The following is a 17711-nucleotide window of genomic DNA, read 5'->3' on the forward strand; positions in this document are numbered from 1 at the left end:
ATTGAAAAAAGCAGTAAGCGAAAGTTTACTGCTTTTTTTGTTTAAAATAGGCTGAATTTGTAGGAAAGACGGGAGTTTATGAGGGTTTTTGATGTGATTGTTATTTTGAATAATGTTTTGTGTTAGGTGTTTTTTATTGATTTTATTTTATTATCTTTAAGATTGTGTTAAGTTTTATTGAATTATATTGATAAATGATCAAACATTAAGTTTATGGTTTTGTAACATTAGCTTAATTTTAAAGACAATAAATTTGAACTCTAAAAACTCTATTCTTTAACGTATGAAAAACAATTACTCTTTTCGTCATGTAATGACTTTTTTGGTTTTTTTCTATTGTTTTGTGCTAAGTGCGCAGAACATGCCAGATAAACGTTCAATACCTTACACGCAAAATTTTGAGGAATTAGTAGCCGGAACTACTACAGCATACCCTGTTGGTTTTCAGGGATGGACAGTTACCGGGCAACCAGGAGCCAATTTTAAAACTATTGCGCCTGCAGCCAATGCAGTTTTGGCAGCTGTTGCATCTAATTTGCCAGCATCTGCTGCATCTGGTACGGGGAATGTTTATAATTATGATGGTAAACTAGGCTTTTTAAACACTGGAAGTGTTGATTATACTATTGGTTTTGCCTTTTCAACTTCTGGAGTAACAAATGTGAGGGTTAAATATGATGCAATGACTATTCGTAATCCATATGGGCTTCCTGGAAATCCAGTTTCAACCCGAATAAATGAAATGGTATTGCAATATCGTATTGGAACAACTGGAGAGTTTACATCTTTGTTAGGGACAGTTTATACTAATAATACAGTTTTGCAAACTGGAAATACTACCGAACCGCAAAATCTTCAGACTATAAAAGTAACTTTACCAGCAGCATGTAATAATCAGGAGGAAATTCAAGTTAGATGGATTTCAAGACAAATTTCAGGTGCGGGTTCTCGTCCATCTTTTGCAATTGATAATATAGATATTGAAAAAGATCTTTTTGCTCCAGTTAATATTACAGGCTATCCAAAGGCAACTAATGTTTTAGGTGATAGTTTCGATTTTATTGATAAAATAGATGAAATCGGAAAGACATATTATGTACTATTGCCTGGTGGCAGTACAGAACCAACAATTGCACAAATAAAAGCAGGACAGGATTCAAACGGAACCGCAGCACTGCAATCTGGGGTTTTTGATATAACAAATCCGGCTCAGGAATATGTAAAAAGTTTTACGGGATTAAATTTAAATACTGCTTATAGTGTTTTCTCTATTTCTGAGGATCCTTATGATAATTTACAAAATTCAGTTAGTAAAACAGATGTTACAACACTGAGCGTGATGCCTCCTGCGATTTCTCCATCTGTTGCTGTATTGAATTTAGGCGGTACTGAACCAAATTTTGATGCTTTAACAAAAAGCTATCAAATAGGAGCTTCTGATCTTACTGCGAATGTAGTAGTTACGGCATCAGGAAGTTTTACTATTTCAAAAGATAATACGACATTCTCAACATCTTTATCATTTGTTCCTACTGATTTTGATTCTAATGCGACACCAACGGTTTATGTAAAATTTACTCCAACTTCAATTGGAAGCTTTACAGGTTCAATAACTCATGAAACAACTGGAGGTACAACTAAAACAGTTTCTTTAACAGCGCTTGGAGTAAATCCTTATGTGCAAAATTTTGACGATCCAAATGTTTTTGTAAACAGTAAATGGTCACAATACAATGAGGCAGGACCTATAAACCAATGGACTCACACTACGCAATCACGTAATGTTAATTCTGGAACTGGAGCGGTTTTAATGAATGGATATTCAGACAGTGGAGCTAGTAAAGATTGGTTAATTTCTCCAAGATTGCGTTTAGATGTCTTTACTCAAATTCCATTATTATCTTTTTATTCTCGTCAATTTTATGATGGACCATCTTTAAAATTAATGGTTTCAACGAATTATGATGGAGTTAGCGATCCAAATACCGCAATATGGACACCACTAAATGGTAAATTTCCGGAAACTACAGGAAGTTATGCAAAATCTGAGTTTATAAATTTAGCCGCTTATAAAACAGATCATACGTATTTGGCTTGGGTTTACGAAACTACTTCTGGCGGACTTGATAATGCTGCAGAATGGTCTTTTGATGACTTTGCTATTATTGACGAATCGAAATATGTAGATTCTAACCCACGTTTAGATTTTGCAGATGTAAGCCCGAATTCAGTTTCTGCTAGTCAATCTTTTGTTTTTAATGCAGCAGGTTATAGCGATATTACTATTGCTGCTCCTGCTTCTTATGAATTATCAGGAGATAATATCTCATTCTCATCAAGCATTATTGTTTCTTCTGCAGATGCCTTAATAGGAAAAACAGTTTATGCGAGATTTGCTCCAACAGCAAAAGAACCAACTATTTCTGGTGTTTTAACTATTACAGGAACCTCTCTTAATAAAGAAATTGGTTCACTTACAGGATCTTCTATACTAAAGGAAGATACTTATGATGTGGTGTCTTATAATTTAGAGTTTTTTGGAACTGATGTTAAAGATAAAACGGGTAAAGAATTTGGACCAACAAATGATGCGTTGCAGATAGAAAACGTGGCTAAAGTAATGAACAAATTAAATGCTGACGTTTATGTAGTTCAAGAAGTTTCAGATGAACCGGCACTAGATGTTTTAATTCAAAAAATTAGTGTTAACGGAAAAACATTCGATAAAACAATTTCAACTTCTTGGTCTTACTCATTCCAAGCTTTAGATCCTTATTTTCCACCTCAAAAATTGGTTGTGATTTACAATACCCAAACAACTACTGTAAAAAGTACAAAAGTATTGTTTAAAGATTTGTACGATCAAGTTCGTTTTAACACGGTAGTTTTACCAGGTTATCCAGGAACAGATACTCCAGAAAAAAACGATGATAGTTTTTTCTCATCAGGACGTCTTCCTTATTTGGTTCAGGTTGAAGCTAATGTTGGCGGAGTTAAAAAAGAAATTAACTTGATTGATCTTCACGCACGTGCAAACAGCGGAACTGATATTTCAAAATACAATCAGCGTAAGTATGATATTGACTATCTAAAAGATGCATTAGATGCAGAATATCCAGATGCAAATTTGATTCTTTTAGGAGACTTTAATGATGATGTTAAACAGTGGGTTGGAAATGCAAATACAGCTTCGTCTTATAAGAAATTTGTAGATGATACTACTAATTATAATGCTTTAACATTAGGTATTAGTCAGGCTGGAGCATATAGTTTCTTAAGTTCGCAAGGATTTTTAGATCATATCTTAATTTCAAACGAATTGAATGAAGATTATATCGCCAACTCAATTGCAGTTTACGATCCAAGAAATGATATCGCAAATTATACAACAACAACTTCAGATCACGGACCAGTAATTGCTCGTTTCGAATTGAAAAAAGACGTGCTTTCGACACCTGATTTTGGAAAAAATAAATATTTCGTAAAAGCATATCCAAATCCTGCAACAGATGTTTTAAATTTTGATATCAAAACAACGCAAGGAAGAGATTTGAAAATTAGATTATACGATTTTAATGGCCGTGCGATTGGCAATCCAATTAGCGTTAAAAATGAATCTGAAGTTAATACAGCTGTTGTTGCAGTTGGCAATCTAGTTTCTGGAGTTTATTTCTATACGGTTTCAGAAAACAATAAAGTAATTTTTAAAGATAAAGTCATTAAGAAATAAGGAACTTAATAGAACAGAAAAGGCAGTCATTTTAGTGACTGCCTTTTTTTATATAAATACTTTTCTTAATTCCTCTAAATCGATTTTATTTTGATCTGAAAAGTCAAAGAAATAATCCAATTGCCATTTCTGAGTTTTCTGCGCTTGTTTACTTGTGGTTTCATCCCAAGGCGGGTAAACTCTTGTCGCTCTAATTCCTTCTTTATTTTGGGTAGAAAAAATACCTTTTTCTAACAAGGTTTTCTTCGGAAAAACAAATTGTCCCCAATGCTGCTCTTTTCGTACATTGACAATTACAAAATCAATAGCATCAGAATAATCAAGAGGTTCAATGATTCCAGATTGATTTCGTTTCCATAAAGTAACAAACTGTCCCGTTTTGGTTGGAGTTATTTTGGCCTCGCGATAGCAAATGTTTTTATTGTTTAGCAGAAAACGATAAGCGCTGTATTCGTTGCTTTCGTTTTCTTTTTCAACAGAAGTTATTAATAATTCAGTCTTATCATAAACGATTTCTTTGCTTAATGATAAATCAGCAGAAGCTGTTGTAAAATTCATAAAATTCAATTCTCAAGTATTCTTGAAATTTACTGTATTTTTTTTAGAAAGAAACATTCAAACCAAAATTTAATCCCCATTGGAATTGGTTGAAAGACTGACTGTTTAACGGATTGATATAATAATTCATAGCAGGCTCAACAAAAACATTGGTTTTTTTATAGACACGATATTGAACCGTACTACTCAAAGTAGAACCATAAACATAATCATTCGCATTCATGTTTTCTCCTATAGAATGCCCATCCAAATTCACATTATTAGAAATTAATTTACCCACAAAACCACCTGTATTTAAATTAATGCTGGCTTTATTTTTATTAAAAATAGAATAAGAAACCTCAAGAGGCATTTCTACATATCTTAAGTTTTGATCCAATTTACCTGTTTGGACATTTTCATTTTTCATAGCTTCTTTTGTGCTATTTGAAATAAAAAAATATTCTTGCCTTGTTGCATCTGATGACGCAACTGGACTACTGTCGGCATAGGTAGCGGCAGGAGCAAAAAAAGCATTGTTTTTGGCGCTTACATAAGATACATTGGCAACGCTTTGTCCTAATTCGCTAATTTTTAAACCAGAACCAACAGCCCATTTTTTGTTAATGCTGTATTTTGTTTTTACACCGTAAGAATTGGATTGTTTAGAATCGTTTACGTTACCCAATGTTTTTTCGTTCTTGGTGTTTTCAGAACTTGCAACACCAGCAAAAACGGCAACAGCCCATCTTTCTTTTTTATTGATAAGATTGTCTTTTTTCTCTTTTTCTTCTTTTTCCTTTTCTGGACTTAAAATTCCTTTTTCTAAATTCTGAAGTTCCGCTAGCTGTACAGAATCTACTTTGCTTAAACTATTATTAAGCTTTACATCGTCTTTTATAATAACAGCTTTATCTGTACGGATGTTTTCATTTTTTCCTGCAACTGAAGCATTCGATTTGTAAGTATTCTTATTCGCTGAAGAACTGTTGTTAACAGAATAGTTTTGACTGTTGAAAGCAAGATTCTTATTGTTTTTAACTGTTAGCTGTTCATCAAAAATAGAATTGGAAAGCTGTTTTTTTGCTGTCGAATTAAATTTATTCTGTTTTCCAAAGGCAATTCTTTCCTCAGCAATTCCTTTATTTGAAGCTTTCGAATTGTTGTTTCCTAAAATAGATTTTTTAGAAGATTTTGCAATTGCTTTTTCTTCTGATAAACCCGAGTTTTGATAAGCAACAGATTGATTCGGAACATTGGCAGGAGTTGGCGCACTGTATTTAGAATCTTTTTTATGGGTCTCGTTTTTAGAATTTGTTTCTGCTACAGAAGTTTCTTGAACTGGAATTCCTGATTCTGTATTGAATTGATTTTTTCTTGTCGAATTGTGGTTTAAAGAATCTGTTGTTTTGCCAAGATTTTTATTTCGATCTAAATTTTTGTTGTTAGAATTGTCGTTTGTTTTTTTATCCAAAACAACACTATTGTTGCTGTTTTCTAAACCGCCATTATTGATTTTTATATTTTCAGGCGAAGCAGTAAAATGTAATATTGAAGGCAGAAGCAACCCTAATAATAAGCATGCAGCAGCCGACCACCAAAGAACAACTCTCTTCTTCTTTTTAGGTTTGTCTAGTTTTTCTTCAATCTGACTCCATAACTCCGGAGGCGGAACACTCGAAAAGTCTTCCATTGATGAAAAAATATCTTCTATTTTTTGCTTCTTCATGCTGTTTTAAAATTTTTTATGCTCAAAATTCGCTTTTGTAATATATGTTTGGCGCGATTTAAATTTGATTTTGATGTCCCTTCGGAGATTTTTAAGAGTTCGGCGATTTCTCTGTGTTTCATTTTTTCAAATACATACAAGTTAAAAACCGTCCGATATTGATCTGGTAAATCCCGAATGTACTCCAGCAGTTTTTCCTGTTCTATCGGAATAGCTTCTAGTTCCTCTTCTTCTACAAAATCGGTATCGGGATCAAAAACATCCAAAAAGAAACTCTCTTTTTTCTTTTTGTTTAAAGTCTCGATAAGCTTGTTTATAAAAATCCGTTTAAGCCAGCCTTCAAAACTTCCTTCAAATTTATATTGGCTTATTTTCTGAAACGCAATTACAAAGGCCTCCTGAAAAACATCTTTCGCGTCATCTTCGTTCTTCATATATTTCAAACAGATACCATACAAAACAGGAGAGAACAACTGATAAATTTTCAGTTGTCCCTCCCTGTCATTTTTCATGCACAGTTTGATATATTTTTCTAACTCGTCTTTCAAGAAATGGTTCAAATTTGATTTTGCAAAAATAGTTTTAAATAGCTTACAAAACTATCTTTTAAAAATAGTTCGAGTACCGTCTTGACTGTTGCTTACAATTGTTAGGTTTTGATTGTCAAGGTTTTCTATTACATAAGTTTTGCCTTCAAACGTAATTAGATCATGTTCCGACTGGTCAAAATACCCTTTTCCTTTTTCTATCACATAAGCGCTGTTTCTTATTTCCACATTGTCTTTATAAGTAATAACCCTTCCATCTTGAGTAAAGATGATTTTTTTGTTAAATCCAATTGATTTTGGGGTTGCCACATAAGGATTGTTAGAACCTCCTATAGATTTCTCCCAAATCCAAGTATTTATTATTGACCCTGCCGCTTCTTCTCTAGAAGCATTTACAGAAATCATTGATGTAAAAAGAAAACAGACAATAAAAGATAAAAAGAGTTTCTTCATGATTGAATTATTTTAAGCTTGTAATTTTTTCTTGAATCGTTTTTTTGAAAATTTTTATTTCAGCACTTTGGTCAGATGTGTCGTTGTTGTCGATATAAACCTTAGTAACGCTTGCTCCTTGACGAAGTTCAAAATAAATTCCGCCTTGATCTGCAGCATCTGGAGTACCGTATGTTTTAGTTTGTCCTTTTAAAGCTAAAATCTCTGCAGGAACATCTTTTAATAATAGAGTATATTCGCCTCTTTTGATTGTTGGAGTGTATCTGTATTGTCCAAAATCATATTGTTTTGCCCCAACATTTAAGAACTTTAAAGTGTTGTAATCATTAATTTGATAGAACTTTTGACAGTCTGAGCTTAAACATTGGTTATTGAAGCTTCCAATAATAATATTATCTGCATTTTCTGTTGTTTTATTGAAGATCATTCCTTTTGATGTTTTTGGAATCAAAACAAAATCAGTTGGATATGTAGGAGCTTGAGCTACGTTTTCGCCTACAGCAGGAGTTCTTTCGTAATAGTTCACCACGATTTCACAATTGTTTTCTACAATAGAGCTAATTACAATTTCGTAACCACTTGTTGGTTTAGCACCAGCAAAAATTCCAACTAAATATTCTTTTGTAAAATCAATATTAGGATCACTTGCAACTGGACAGCTGTTTGCATGTTTTGTAAAATATTCATTCATTTTTTCTTGAGATCCTACAACAATTGCTGCTGGATTATTTTGCAATGTTTTTTCAGTATAATTACAAGAGAAAGGAAAACCAGTAAAATTTACAACTGTATTTGGACCGCAATCTACATAGTTATTTCCGTCATTGAGAGAACAGGCGCTGAATCCGAAGGCTACAAATAAGCCAAGCATTAATTTTTTCATAATTATTTTAATAGGTTTATATCTTAGTAGATAAGGGTTTCAAAAAAAGGTTGCGTTGAGGTGAAATTTTTTTTTAAATAAAATGTTGGTTTAGTTTGGATTGGGAATGAATTAGTGAAATTTCTATTTTAAAAACTAAGCACTACGTATTATTGCGTACTTTTACGTAAAATAGACTTAGTTATGACCGATTATATACCGTTTTTATTAGGATTTGTTGTTGTGCTATTTGTAGGCATATACGTAGGCAGGATGCTTTCTGCATCAAAATTTCAGTCAGAAAAAGCTATTTCTGAGGAAAGATTAAATACTATAAATGGTCAATTGCAAATGCAGAAAGAGCAGTTTGAAAACGAAAAAAATAATTTGCAGAAACAATTGCAGCTGAGTATTGTTGAGAAAGAAAACATTCGAACAGAAAAAGATAGTTTGGCCATTCAGCTTTCTAAAAAAGAAGTAGATTTTGAAAATTTATGGGAACGCCATAAAGAGCAGAAAAGTGAAATCAATGAACTTCAGGAAAAATTCACCAAAGAATTTGAAAACCTTGCCAACAAAATTCTAGAAGAAAAATCTGCAAAGTTTACAGAACAAAACACCGTGAACATGAAAAATATCTTGACGCCTTTGCAGGATAAGATTCTGGTTTTTGAGCAAAAAGTAGAACAGACTCATAAAGAAAGTATCGACTATCATGCAGCGCTTCGTCAGCAGATTATTGGTTTGAGCGAAATGAACGCGCAAATGAGCAAGGAAACTCTAAACCTTACCAAAGCATTAAAAGGCGATAGCAAAATGCAGGGAAATTGGGGCGAATTGGTTCTAGAACGTGTTTTAGAAAAATCAGGATTAGAAAAGGGAAGGGAATACGAAGTGCAGCAGACTTTTACCAATGCAGAAGGAAATCGCGTTTTGCCAGATGTTGTCATTAATCTTCCAGATGGTAAAAAAATGATTGTGGATTCTAAAGTTTCGCTTTCTGCTTACGAAAAATGGGTTAACGAAGAATCGGAACTTTTAAAAATAGAATTTCTTAAAGAACACGTTATCTCTATAAAAAGACATGTTGACCAATTGGGAAGTAAAAACTATCACGATTTGTACCAAATGGAAAGTCCAGATTTTGTATTGCTTTTCATTCCGATGGAACCTGCTTTTGCAATTGCTTTAAACGAAGATCCTTCTTTATACACAAAAGCTTTTGACCGAAATATTGTAATTGTAACGCCAAGTACACTTTTGGCAACCTTAAGAACAATTGACAGCATGTGGACCAATCAAAAACAGCAGGAAAACGCCTTAGAGATTGCAAGACAAGCGGGAGCTTTGTATGATAAATTTGAAGGTTTTGTTTCTGATTTAGTCCGAATTGGAAATAAAATTAAAGATACCAAAACAGAATACGAAAGCGCCATGAATAAATTGGTTGACGGAAAAGGAAACTTAATTTCGAGCGTAGAAAGATTAAAGAAGATGGGAGCAAAGGCAAAAAAAGCGCTTCCAGAAAATATTATTGCAAGAGCGATCAATTCAGATGAAAATGAATTATTGAATTATTGAATTAGGAAACAGGAAAGAGGAAAGAGGGAAGAGGTAAGAAGCAAGAGAAAAGAATATAGAATATAGAATATAGAATACAACTAATCAAAAAATACCAAAAACAAAAACATGAGTACAGATTTTAAGCCCGTTTCATCATCAAAAGTTAGTATATCAGAATTAATGTTGCCTTCGCATACTAATTTTAGCGGAAAAATTCACGGGGGTTATATTTTGCAATTATTAGATCAAATTGCTTTTGCATCGGCATCAAAATTTAGCGGGAATTATTGTGTAACCGCTTCAGTAGATACCGTAAACTTTCTTAAGCCAATTGAAGTGGGAGAATTGGTTACCATGAAGGCTTCTGTAAATTATGTCGGAAGAAGTTCTATGGTAGTAGGAATTCGTGTAGAAGCAGAAAATATTCAGACAGGCGTTATTAAACATTGTAATTCGTCTTATTTTACAATGGTTGCCAAAGATAAAGAAGGAAAAAGCGTTCAGGTTCCAGGATTGATTCTGTCTAATTTGCAAGAAGTACGTCGTTTTAGAAAAGCAATAAAACATATTGAAGTTCGAAAAGAAGTTGAAGAACACGAAAAATTAGCCAATATAAATTCTATCGAAGATCTAGCAAGCCTAGAAAAATATAATGTTCTATTAGAAATCAGCTAAATTTTCTTATATTTATGAGTTATACATTAAATACTAGAAAATATGGTCAAGTTTGGATATACAATTTTATACGTTGAAAATGTCGAAGAATCTATTGCATTTTATGAAAATGCATTTGGTTTTTCGAGAAAATTTGTCTCGCCAGATGGTGATTATGGCGAATTAATTACAGGAGAAACAACACTTTCATTCGCTTCAAAAAAACTAGCTTCAAAGAATTTACCTGATGGTTTTATCGAAAGTAGTTTAGAAGACAAACCTTTTGCAATAGAAATTGGTTTTATAGTAGAGAATGTACCAGAAGTTTTACAAAAAGCAACTTCTTTTGGAGCAGTTATGGTTTCAGAACCTGTAGAAAAACCATGGGGACAAGTTGTAGCGTACGCAAGAGATTTAAATGGATTTTTAATCGAGATCTGTACAGAAGTAAAAGGTTAAATTTAAAAGTCCTTTTTTTAAAAAATGAATTACATTAAGAACAAACCTTATTTTGTGTTTTTAGGATTAATAGTAGTTCTTCTGCTATATGGCTTTTATAAAGGGAATGAAACTATTGTTCTCAATATTCATGCTACTTATTTTGTAATCTCTTGGAAACACTTAATGATTCTTGTTTCTTTTTTCTATGGAATATTGGCTTTGGGTTATTTTGGTATCCTGAAACTAAATTTTGTTTTAATAAATTGGATGACAGTTTCTCACGTTTTAATAAGCCTAATTGGTTTGTCTATAGTTTTTATTTTGCCTAAATTTTTTAGAGAAATTGTTCCTGGAGATATATTGTCAGTTATAAATGACACGAATTTTAATCAAAGAATAGAATCTGGAATCTTGATTTTGATTTGTGCATTATTAGGATCTCAACTTCTGTTTTTTGCAAATGTGATTTTTGCTTTAATAAAAGGAAGAGTATAAACATTTTGCCCTTTGAGGATTCTCATTTCAGAACAAAAAACATTCACAAATATTTAGCATAAGTACCAAAACTTTGCATGCATAAATTCCGTAACTTTAAGTATAATTATTGGGTTACGGAATTTTTTCACTGAGTATTGCCGTTCGATTTTTTAGATTATTAAGAATCTGATTTTTTTATTTTCTCTTAGTCCAGATAAATTGAATGACATAATTGTTTAAATGCAGACGATTATGAAAACAACTACTTTATTATTTTTATTTTTTACGGCCTTTTCAGTCATTGCCCAAGACAAATTTTTCACTAATACGGGAACAATAAACTTTGAGGCGTCTGTTCCTTTGTTTGAAGAAGTGAGAGCTGTAAATAGACAAGTTGCTATACTTTTAGAACCTAAAACAAGTACTTTTATTTGTACTGTTATCATCAAAGATTTTCGTTTCAAATTGGATTTAATGCAAGAGCATTTCAATGAAAATTACATGCAAAGCAATCGTTATCCTAAAGCGGTGTTTAAAGGCAAGATTGAAAAATTTGATTTGAAAGATATTAATGAGGTAGAAAAAGAATATCAAATAAAAGGAAAACTTAATCTACGCGGAAAATCGAAGGAGATTATTGTAAATGCTTTGATTAAAAGAGTTCCAGAGGGAATTCAGATAATTTCAGATTTTCCAATCGCAGTTTCCGATTTTAATATTAATATTCCAACTCCTATAGCATCGAAAATTGCAAAAACAGCCAATACAGAACTAACGGGTATTATTCGTAGTGATGAGACCATGCTGACTTTGAAATAAGAATTACTTGATACAATTAATAAGCGTCTTTTCTAAATCTGTAAATTGAAACTCAAAACCTGTTTTCTGAATTTTTTCTGAAGAAACACGCTGTCCTGTTAAGATGGCCTCACTCATTTGTCCCAGTAGAATTTTTAATACAAATGCCGGAACTTTAGGAATCCAGATACTGTAATCGTAAAGTTTGGCCATAGTTTTAGAAAATCTAGAATTTGTAGTATTGTCGGTTACACATGCATTGTAGGCACCTTCGAGTTTGGTGTCTTCAATGCTTTTTAAATAAATCTGGCACAAATCTTCAATATGAATCCAAGGAAGATATTGCTTGCCAGAACCCAAAACAGCACCAAAGCCAGATTTAAATGTGGCAACCATTTTTTTTAAGAAACCTTCGTTTTTTCCAAAAACAATTCCAGTTCGAATTTTGACTGTTCGAATATTTAAAGAACCAATTTTATCGGCGGCATTTTCCCATTTCTGACAAGTAATACCCAAGAAATCATCGGCTGGAGGGGTATTTTCAGTACAGATTTTATGACTAGTAATGGCGCCATAAATTCCGATTCCTGAAGCAGAAATAAACGCTTCCAGCTTTTTATTGTTCATTTCCAAAATAGAATAGATCATTTCAACCGGTCTTACGCGACTTTCTATAATGGCTTTTTTGCGTCTTTTAGTCCACCTTTTTTCTACAATTCCTTCGCCAGCAAGATGAATAATGTAATCGGCATTTAGAACCGCATTTTTGTCAATGTAATTTTTCTTTAGATCCCATTTATAATAGGTCACTCTTGGAGTACTTTCTCTATCAGAACGACTCAAAATGGATACGGAAAAACCTGCTTCGATCAGAACATCTGTCAAATATTTCCCGACGAAACCAGTTCCGCCTGTTAATAGAACATTTTGAGCCATAATAGTTTATAATATATTTAACAGTGTATCGTGTTTAAGGATTAGTAAAGGTACTTAAACAATGTTTACCTTTATGGCAAATTCTAAATTTTAATAAAATGGCGACTAAAAAAAAGGTAATTACCAAAGATGATATCGTTTCAAAATATATGGAAGAGGTTTTAGAAAAAGGTCAAAAACCAAAATCGGTTTATCATTTTGCCAAAGAAAATGATTTTACTGAAGCTGAGTTTTATACTTTCTTCGGAACATTAGAAGGTTTAGAAAAAGAAATATTTCGATTGTTTTTTGAAAACACAGTTAATCTTCTTCACAAGAATGAAGAATATCAGGGATATGATATGAAGAATAAAATGCTGAGTTTTTATTTTACTTTCTTCGAAATTCTGACAGCCAACAGAAGTTATGTTTTGCAATCCCTTAAAATAGATCGAAACCCAATCAAAAATTTAGTTCAGTTAACAACACTTCGAAATAGTTTCAAAGACTATGTTGCTGAGATTTTAACAGATGATTACAGATTAGAACAAGAAAGATTTCAGAAATTTCAAGAAAAAGCCATTCAAGAATCTTCTTGGTTGCAATTAATGATGACCATTAAATTCTGGATGGAAGATGAATCTCCTGCTTTTGAGAAAACGGATATTTTTATTGAAAAGTCTGTTAACGCTTCATTTGAGTTAATGAATGTCGCGCCAATGAATCATCTGATTGATTTTGGAAAATTTTTGTTTAAAGAAAAAGTACACAGCAGATAATGAAAACAATTGATTATATCCCAACTTCTAAAATTGAACGAGCGGGAAAATTGGTTCAGACTGGTGCTAAGATTGGTGTAAACTATGTAATGCATTATGCTGAAAAAATGGTAAACCCAGATTTAACCCGTGATAAGCTAAATGAGAACAATGCCGAAGATATTTATGACGGACTAAAAAGCTTAAAAGGTAGCGCCTTAAAAGTAGCTCAGATGCTGAGTATGGATAAGAACTTTCTGCCTCAAGCTTATGTAGAGAAATTTTCTTTATCGCAGTTTTCTGTTCCGCCACTTTCTGCTCCTTTGGTTTTAAAAACGTTCAAAAGCAATTTTGGAAAAACACCTTACGAAATTTTCGATGAGTTCAATCCGAATTCTGTAAATGCGGCAAGTATTGGCCAAGTGCATTTGGCAAAGAAAAACGATAAAAAACTGGCGGTTAAAATTCAATATCCTGGAGTTGCCAATAGTATTTCGTCAGATTTGGCTTTGGTAAAACCAATTGCGATTAGAATGTTTAATCTTCAAGGAAAAGATTCTGATAAATACTTTAAAGAAGTTGAAGACAAACTAATTGAAGAAACCAACTATTTGTTAGAATTACAACAAAGTCAGGAAGTTGTTGAGGCTTGCAGTAAAATCGAAAATATTACTTTTCCGAATTATTATCCAGAATTTTCATCAGAGAAAATTATTACAATGGATTGGATGACGGGAATTCATCTTTCTGAATTTACAGCCATAAATAAAGATCAAGAAGCGGGCAATAAGTTAGGACAGGCACTTTGGGATTTTTACATGTATCAGATTCATGTTTTGCGAAAAGTGCATGCAGATCCGCATCCAGGGAATTTTTTGGTTAACGATCAAAACCAATTGATCGCTTTAGATTTTGGTTGTATGAAACAAATTCCAGAAGATTTTTATACGCCCTATTTCGAATTGATCAATAAAAATGTGATTACAGACCAGAAGCTTTTTAATGAGAAATTATTCGAATTAGAAATTCTGCGCAAAGATGACACTCCCGCAGAAGTGGAATATTTCACCGAAATGTTTCATGATTTATTGTCGCTTTTTACAAAACCTTTTCAAAACGAAACTTTCGATTTTTCCGATGAAAAATTCTTTAATGCAATTGCCGAATTAGGAAAACGTTTCTCAGAAGATACAAACCTGAAAAAAATGAACGGAAATCGTGGTTCTAAGCACTTTATTTACATGAATCGTACTTTCTTTGGTTTATACAATTTAATGTTTGATTTAAAAGCTAAAATTGTGGTAAATGACTATTTGAAGTATTAAGTTTATTATTGTTTCAAGTTTCAGGTTTCAAGTTGGCTGAACTTTATCTATAGAACTTTGTCAAAGTTTAAAACTTTGACAAAGTTTTTTTATTTAGTTGTCATCCTGAGGAACGAAGGATCACACTCGTAAATCGACAAAGTTTGGCGACATTCTGTGCGGAGTTTCTAGTGTGATCCTTCGTTCCTCAGGATGACAAAAATGAGTATAAATCTGCCTAATCTGCAAAATCTGCGTGAAACAAAATTAAGCATCCAGTATAAACTTGAAACCTGAAACCTGAAACAAAAAAACTACTTCAAAATCCCTGCCTTGTAAGTCGCAATCGCTCGATCTCTTGCAAAAGCATGATCAACCATAGGTTCTGCGTAACCAAAATCAAACTCGGGAATCCATTTTCTAATATATTCTCCTTTTTCGTCAAATTTCTTTTGTTGAATTTCGGGATTAAAAACTCTGAAATAAGGAGCAGCATCACAGCCTGTTCCTGCTGCCCATTGCCAGTTTCCTACGTTTGAAGCCAATTCAAAATCTAAAAGTTTTTCTGCAAAATACGCTTCGCCCCACTGCCAGTTAATCAGTAAATGTTTGCAAAGAAAACTGGCTACAACCATACGTACGCGATTGTGCATATAACCTGTTTCGTTTAATTGTCGCATTCCAGCATCGACCATCGGATATCCTGTTGTTCCAGAACACCAGCGTTTGAAATCCTCTTCGTTATTTCGCCATTGAATTCCGTCGTAATTGGATTTAAAATTATGATTAACGCAATTTGGAAAACTAAATAGAATCTGAATAAAGAATTCTCTCCAGATTAATTCACTCAAAAAAGTCTGATTTTTTCGGTTGGCCCAGTTTACTAATTTTCGAATGCTTACAGTTCCGAAGCGTAAATGTGGCGAAAGATAAGAAGTGCTGTCCAGAGCTGGAAAATCTCTAGTTTCTTTATAATGGGCAATTTGCGTTAAGTTGTGCGGAAGAACATTTATAGAACTTCTCTCAAAACCTATTTCTGCTAAATCTGGAAACTTGAATTTATTTTTCGAAAAATTCGATTGATGCGGCGTCGAATCATATTCTGGAGCAGATCCAGAAAGATTGTATTTCTCCAGCCATTTGTTTTTATAAGGCGTGTAAACGGTATAAGGAAGTCCGTCTGCTTTGGTTATTTCTTTTTCTTCAAAAATTACATGATCTTTAAAAGATATCGTTTCAATATTATTTTCTTTTAATAAAGATGAAATTAAACTGTCACGTTTAATGGCAAATGGTTCGTAGTCTTTATTAAAGAAAACATTTTGAATGTCAAATTCTTCGACAAGCGATTTCCAAACGGCATTTGTTTTTCCTTTTTTGATTAAAATGGAAGAGTCAAATGAGTTTAATTCTGAGTTTATTTTTTCTAATGAGTCGTAAATGAAAGTTACTCTCGCGTCATTTTTTGGAAGATGTTCTAAAATATCATCATCGAAAATAAAAAGAGGTACAACAGGAAAATTGGATTGTAAAGCATGAAATAATCCGGTATTGTCTTCTAAACGCAAATCACGTCTAAACCAGAATAAAGTAACTTTTTGTTTTGTCATTGTTTTGTCTTACTAAAGTAATTTTAAAGTTTTGTTTGGTGTCGAATAGCTCGCAAAGACGCTAAGTCGCAAAGCAATTCTTTTTTAAGTTTCTGTAAACAAAACTTTGCGACTTAGCGTCTTTGCGAGATTCAAAAATCTGCGACTTTATTATTTAAATGCTTTTTGTTTAGCATTAATTTTTATCATTTTGGGACTGTGATTTTGAATTGAATAATTCTTCGATTTTATTAAATCTGTAATCGAAAATACTTTTCAGTTTGTTTTTTACGACTAAGCTATTCATGATTCGGCCTAAGATTCCGAATGGAAGAGCATAATGAACAATGTCGGTCATTTTGGTTCCTCCGTCTGGTGTTGGCTCAAAGAAATGCTTGTGATGCCAAAGTTTATAAGGTCCAAATTGCTGAATGTCTACAAAATACTCGTTTTCTTGGCAAGCAGTAATTTCGGTAACCCAAGAAGTTTTAATTCCGAAAAGAGGTCTTAAGGTGTATGCAATTATTTGTCCGTGATACATGCGCTTGCCATCGTAATCCTGAATTTGAAAATTCATATTATCGAGAGTAATGGTCTGCAGGTTTTTCGGACTTGAGAAAAAATCCCAGCAATCTTCTACACTTGCATTTATATGCTGTACGGTAACTATCTTATATAATTTCATAATCACAAAATTTTCTTGTAACAAGGGCATACACAAAAGTGGAAAGTGAACCCCAAAATAATGTTACATTTTATAATATTTGAATGGTACGAACAACATTCCGAAACATTCTCCTTTTTCCTTGTTGAGGTGTTTATGGTGAATTTTATGGGCTTTTCGTAATCCGATGAGGTATTTGTTTTTGGTGTTTTTAAACCATTTAAAACGCTGATGAATCAAGACATCGTGAATTAGAAAATAGCAAATGCCGTAAAGTGTAATTCCGCAGGCAATGAAAAACAAATAATTAAATCCGCCTTGAACGCCAAAGTAGAATAGAATAATACTTGGCGTAGCAAAAATGACGAAGAAAATATCGTTGCGCTCAAAGGTGTTTTCGTATTTCGGCTGATGATGATCCGCATGAAAATACCACATAAACCCATGCATTATGTATTTATGCGTGAGCCACGTAACACATTCCATGAAAAGAAAAACGCCTAAAAAGATTAAAAAAGAAATCATTTTATAAATGTTGAGGTTTTAAAATTATCGTTTTATTGGTTTTGAGTTTAGCTTTGGATTATAAAATATTGACTCAAAAAAAAGTTTTTAAAAATTGCTGATTTTGTCATTTTTGTCATCCTGAGCGAAGTCGAAGGAACGCAAGTAGCTCTGCAACGATAATC

The 17711-nt window shown here is 32.8% G+C and carries 17 protein-coding genes; 8 read left to right on the forward strand and 9 right to left on the reverse strand.

From position 1 onward, the window contains the following. The first annotated feature begins 283 nt into the window (after nt 1-283). On the forward strand, nt 284-3730 hold the full coding sequence (locus ACFO3N_RS21250; RefSeq protein ID WP_379800904.1) for a T9SS type A sorting domain-containing protein: 3447 nt from the start codon (nt 284-286) through the stop codon (nt 3728-3730). Between the two features lie 48 nt (nt 3731-3778). Here ACFO3N_RS21250 and ACFO3N_RS21255 read toward each other — a convergent pair whose 3' ends face one another. The 5 genes from ACFO3N_RS21255 to ACFO3N_RS21275 all read right to left on the reverse strand — a co-directional run bounded on the left by ACFO3N_RS21255 (nt 3779) and on the right by ACFO3N_RS21275 (nt 7880). Continuing rightward, the gene (locus ACFO3N_RS21255) at nt 3779-4288 is read right to left on the reverse strand and encodes a MepB family protein (RefSeq protein WP_379800905.1); all 510 of its coding nucleotides are present in this window, start codon (nt 4286-4288) and stop codon (nt 3779-3781) included. Between the two features lie 43 nt (nt 4289-4331). After that, nucleotides 4332-5996, reverse strand: coding sequence for a hypothetical protein (locus tag ACFO3N_RS21260; RefSeq protein WP_379800906.1), 1665 nt, complete (start codon nt 5994-5996; stop codon nt 4332-4334). Beyond that, nucleotides 5993-6508 (reverse strand): RNA polymerase sigma factor, encoded by a 516-nt coding sequence (locus tag ACFO3N_RS21265; protein ID WP_235831011.1) that lies wholly within the window; start codon nt 6506-6508, stop codon nt 5993-5995. The genes ACFO3N_RS21260 and ACFO3N_RS21265 overlap by 4 nt, the downstream gene beginning before the upstream one ends. Before the next feature lie 87 nt (nt 6509-6595). Next, entirely contained in the window at nt 6596-6997 is a 402-nt protein-coding gene (locus tag ACFO3N_RS21270) for a hypothetical protein (protein WP_379800907.1), read from the reverse strand. 7 nt (nt 6998-7004) lie between these two features. Next, complete coding sequence (locus tag ACFO3N_RS21275; protein ID WP_379800908.1) at nt 7005-7880, reverse strand: protease complex subunit PrcB family protein; 876 nt, start codon at nt 7878-7880, stop codon at nt 7005-7007. A gap of 183 nt (nt 7881-8063) precedes the next feature. Here ACFO3N_RS21275 and ACFO3N_RS21280 point away from each other — a divergent pair, with 183 nt between their 5' ends. The 5 genes from ACFO3N_RS21280 to ACFO3N_RS21300 all read left to right on the forward strand — a co-directional run bounded on the left by ACFO3N_RS21280 (nt 8064) and on the right by ACFO3N_RS21300 (nt 11813). Next, complete coding sequence (locus ACFO3N_RS21280) at nt 8064-9440, forward strand: DNA recombination protein RmuC (protein ID WP_379800909.1); 1377 nt, start codon at nt 8064-8066, stop codon at nt 9438-9440. 108 nt (nt 9441-9548) lie between these two features. Next, nucleotides 9549-10097, forward strand: a complete 549-nt coding sequence (locus ACFO3N_RS21285; protein WP_095929541.1) for an acyl-CoA thioesterase — start codon at nt 9549-9551, stop codon at nt 10095-10097. Nucleotides 10098-10139: 42 nt separating this feature from the next. Next, on the forward strand, nt 10140-10535 hold the full coding sequence (locus ACFO3N_RS21290) for a VOC family protein (RefSeq protein WP_379800910.1): 396 nt from the start codon (nt 10140-10142) through the stop codon (nt 10533-10535). 24 nt (nt 10536-10559) lie between these two features. Beyond that, complete coding sequence (locus ACFO3N_RS21295; RefSeq protein ID WP_379800911.1) at nt 10560-11012, forward strand: hypothetical protein; 453 nt, start codon at nt 10560-10562, stop codon at nt 11010-11012. A 234-nt stretch (nt 11013-11246) separates the two neighbouring features. Beyond that, nucleotides 11247-11813, forward strand: coding sequence for a YceI family protein (locus ACFO3N_RS21300; RefSeq protein ID WP_248728016.1), 567 nt, complete (start codon nt 11247-11249; stop codon nt 11811-11813). Between the two features lie 3 nt (nt 11814-11816). On the opposite strand, the gene ACFO3N_RS21305 is transcribed toward ACFO3N_RS21300, so the two are convergent. Beyond that, nucleotides 11817-12728: a TIGR01777 family oxidoreductase gene (locus ACFO3N_RS21305; protein WP_379800912.1), complete on the reverse strand. Its 912-nt coding sequence runs from the start codon at nt 12726-12728 to the stop codon at nt 11817-11819. Nucleotides 12729-12826: 98 nt separating this feature from the next. Here ACFO3N_RS21305 and ACFO3N_RS21310 point away from each other — a divergent pair, with 98 nt between their 5' ends. Next, nucleotides 12827-13486, forward strand: coding sequence for a TetR family transcriptional regulator C-terminal domain-containing protein (locus ACFO3N_RS21310; protein WP_379800913.1), 660 nt, complete (start codon nt 12827-12829; stop codon nt 13484-13486). Next, nucleotides 13486-14790: an ABC1 kinase family protein gene (locus tag ACFO3N_RS21315; protein WP_379800914.1), complete on the forward strand. Its 1305-nt coding sequence runs from the start codon at nt 13486-13488 to the stop codon at nt 14788-14790. Before ACFO3N_RS21310 ends, ACFO3N_RS21315 begins: the two co-directional genes overlap by 1 nt. Before the next feature lie 293 nt (nt 14791-15083). Here the strand turns inward: ACFO3N_RS21315 and ACFO3N_RS21320 are convergent, their stop codons facing one another. The 3 genes from ACFO3N_RS21320 to ACFO3N_RS21330 form a co-directional block, all read right to left on the reverse strand. Then, nucleotides 15084-16379: a cryptochrome/photolyase family protein gene (locus tag ACFO3N_RS21320; RefSeq protein ID WP_379800915.1), complete on the reverse strand. Its 1296-nt coding sequence runs from the start codon at nt 16377-16379 to the stop codon at nt 15084-15086. A gap of 175 nt (nt 16380-16554) precedes the next feature. Further along, the gene (locus ACFO3N_RS21325) at nt 16555-17043 is read right to left on the reverse strand and encodes an SRPBCC family protein (protein WP_379800916.1); all 489 of its coding nucleotides are present in this window, start codon (nt 17041-17043) and stop codon (nt 16555-16557) included. A gap of 63 nt (nt 17044-17106) precedes the next feature. Next, on the reverse strand, nt 17107-17547 hold the full coding sequence (locus tag ACFO3N_RS21330) for a sterol desaturase family protein (RefSeq protein WP_379800917.1): 441 nt from the start codon (nt 17545-17547) through the stop codon (nt 17107-17109). Nucleotides 17548-17711: the final 164 nt, after the last annotated feature.

The sequence above is a fragment of the Flavobacterium chungangensis genome (genome assembly GCF_042654045.1).
GTDB lineage: Bacteria > Bacteroidota > Bacteroidia > Flavobacteriales > Flavobacteriaceae > Flavobacterium > Flavobacterium chungangensis.

Excerpts from the sequence above, each read along its gene's own strand:
- ACFO3N_RS21250 (WP_379800904.1), top strand. The coding sequence starts at position 284 with ATGAAAAACAATTACTCTTTTCGTCATGTAATGACTTTTTTGGTTTTT.
- ACFO3N_RS21255 (WP_379800905.1), bottom strand. The coding sequence starts at position 4,288 with ATGAATTTTACAACAGCTTCTGCTGATTTATCATTAAGCAAAGAAATC.
- ACFO3N_RS21260 (WP_379800906.1), bottom strand. The coding sequence starts at position 5,996 with ATGAAGAAGCAAAAAATAGAAGATATTTTTTCATCAATGGAAGACTTT.
- ACFO3N_RS21265 (WP_235831011.1), bottom strand. The coding sequence starts at position 6,508 with ATGAAAAATGACAGGGAGGGACAACTGAAAATTTATCAGTTGTTCTCT.
- ACFO3N_RS21270 (WP_379800907.1), bottom strand. The coding sequence starts at position 6,997 with ATGAAGAAACTCTTTTTATCTTTTATTGTCTGTTTTCTTTTTACATCA.
- ACFO3N_RS21275 (WP_379800908.1), bottom strand. The coding sequence starts at position 7,880 with ATGAAAAAATTAATGCTTGGCTTATTTGTAGCCTTCGGATTCAGCGCC.
- ACFO3N_RS21280 (WP_379800909.1), top strand. The coding sequence starts at position 8,064 with ATGACCGATTATATACCGTTTTTATTAGGATTTGTTGTTGTGCTATTT.
- ACFO3N_RS21285 (WP_095929541.1), top strand. The coding sequence starts at position 9,549 with ATGAGTACAGATTTTAAGCCCGTTTCATCATCAAAAGTTAGTATATCA.
- ACFO3N_RS21290 (WP_379800910.1), top strand. The coding sequence starts at position 10,140 with ATGGTCAAGTTTGGATATACAATTTTATACGTTGAAAATGTCGAAGAA.
- ACFO3N_RS21295 (WP_379800911.1), top strand. The coding sequence starts at position 10,560 with ATGAATTACATTAAGAACAAACCTTATTTTGTGTTTTTAGGATTAATA.
- ACFO3N_RS21300 (WP_248728016.1), top strand. The coding sequence starts at position 11,247 with ATGAAAACAACTACTTTATTATTTTTATTTTTTACGGCCTTTTCAGTC.
- ACFO3N_RS21305 (WP_379800912.1), bottom strand. The coding sequence starts at position 12,728 with ATGGCTCAAAATGTTCTATTAACAGGCGGAACTGGTTTCGTCGGGAAA.
- ACFO3N_RS21310 (WP_379800913.1), top strand. The coding sequence starts at position 12,827 with ATGGCGACTAAAAAAAAGGTAATTACCAAAGATGATATCGTTTCAAAA.
- ACFO3N_RS21315 (WP_379800914.1), top strand. The coding sequence starts at position 13,486 with ATGAAAACAATTGATTATATCCCAACTTCTAAAATTGAACGAGCGGGA.
- ACFO3N_RS21320 (WP_379800915.1), bottom strand. The coding sequence starts at position 16,379 with ATGACAAAACAAAAAGTTACTTTATTCTGGTTTAGACGTGATTTGCGT.
- ACFO3N_RS21325 (WP_379800916.1), bottom strand. The coding sequence starts at position 17,043 with ATGAAATTATATAAGATAGTTACCGTACAGCATATAAATGCAAGTGTA.
- ACFO3N_RS21330 (WP_379800917.1), bottom strand. The coding sequence starts at position 17,547 with ATGATTTCTTTTTTAATCTTTTTAGGCGTTTTTCTTTTCATGGAATGT.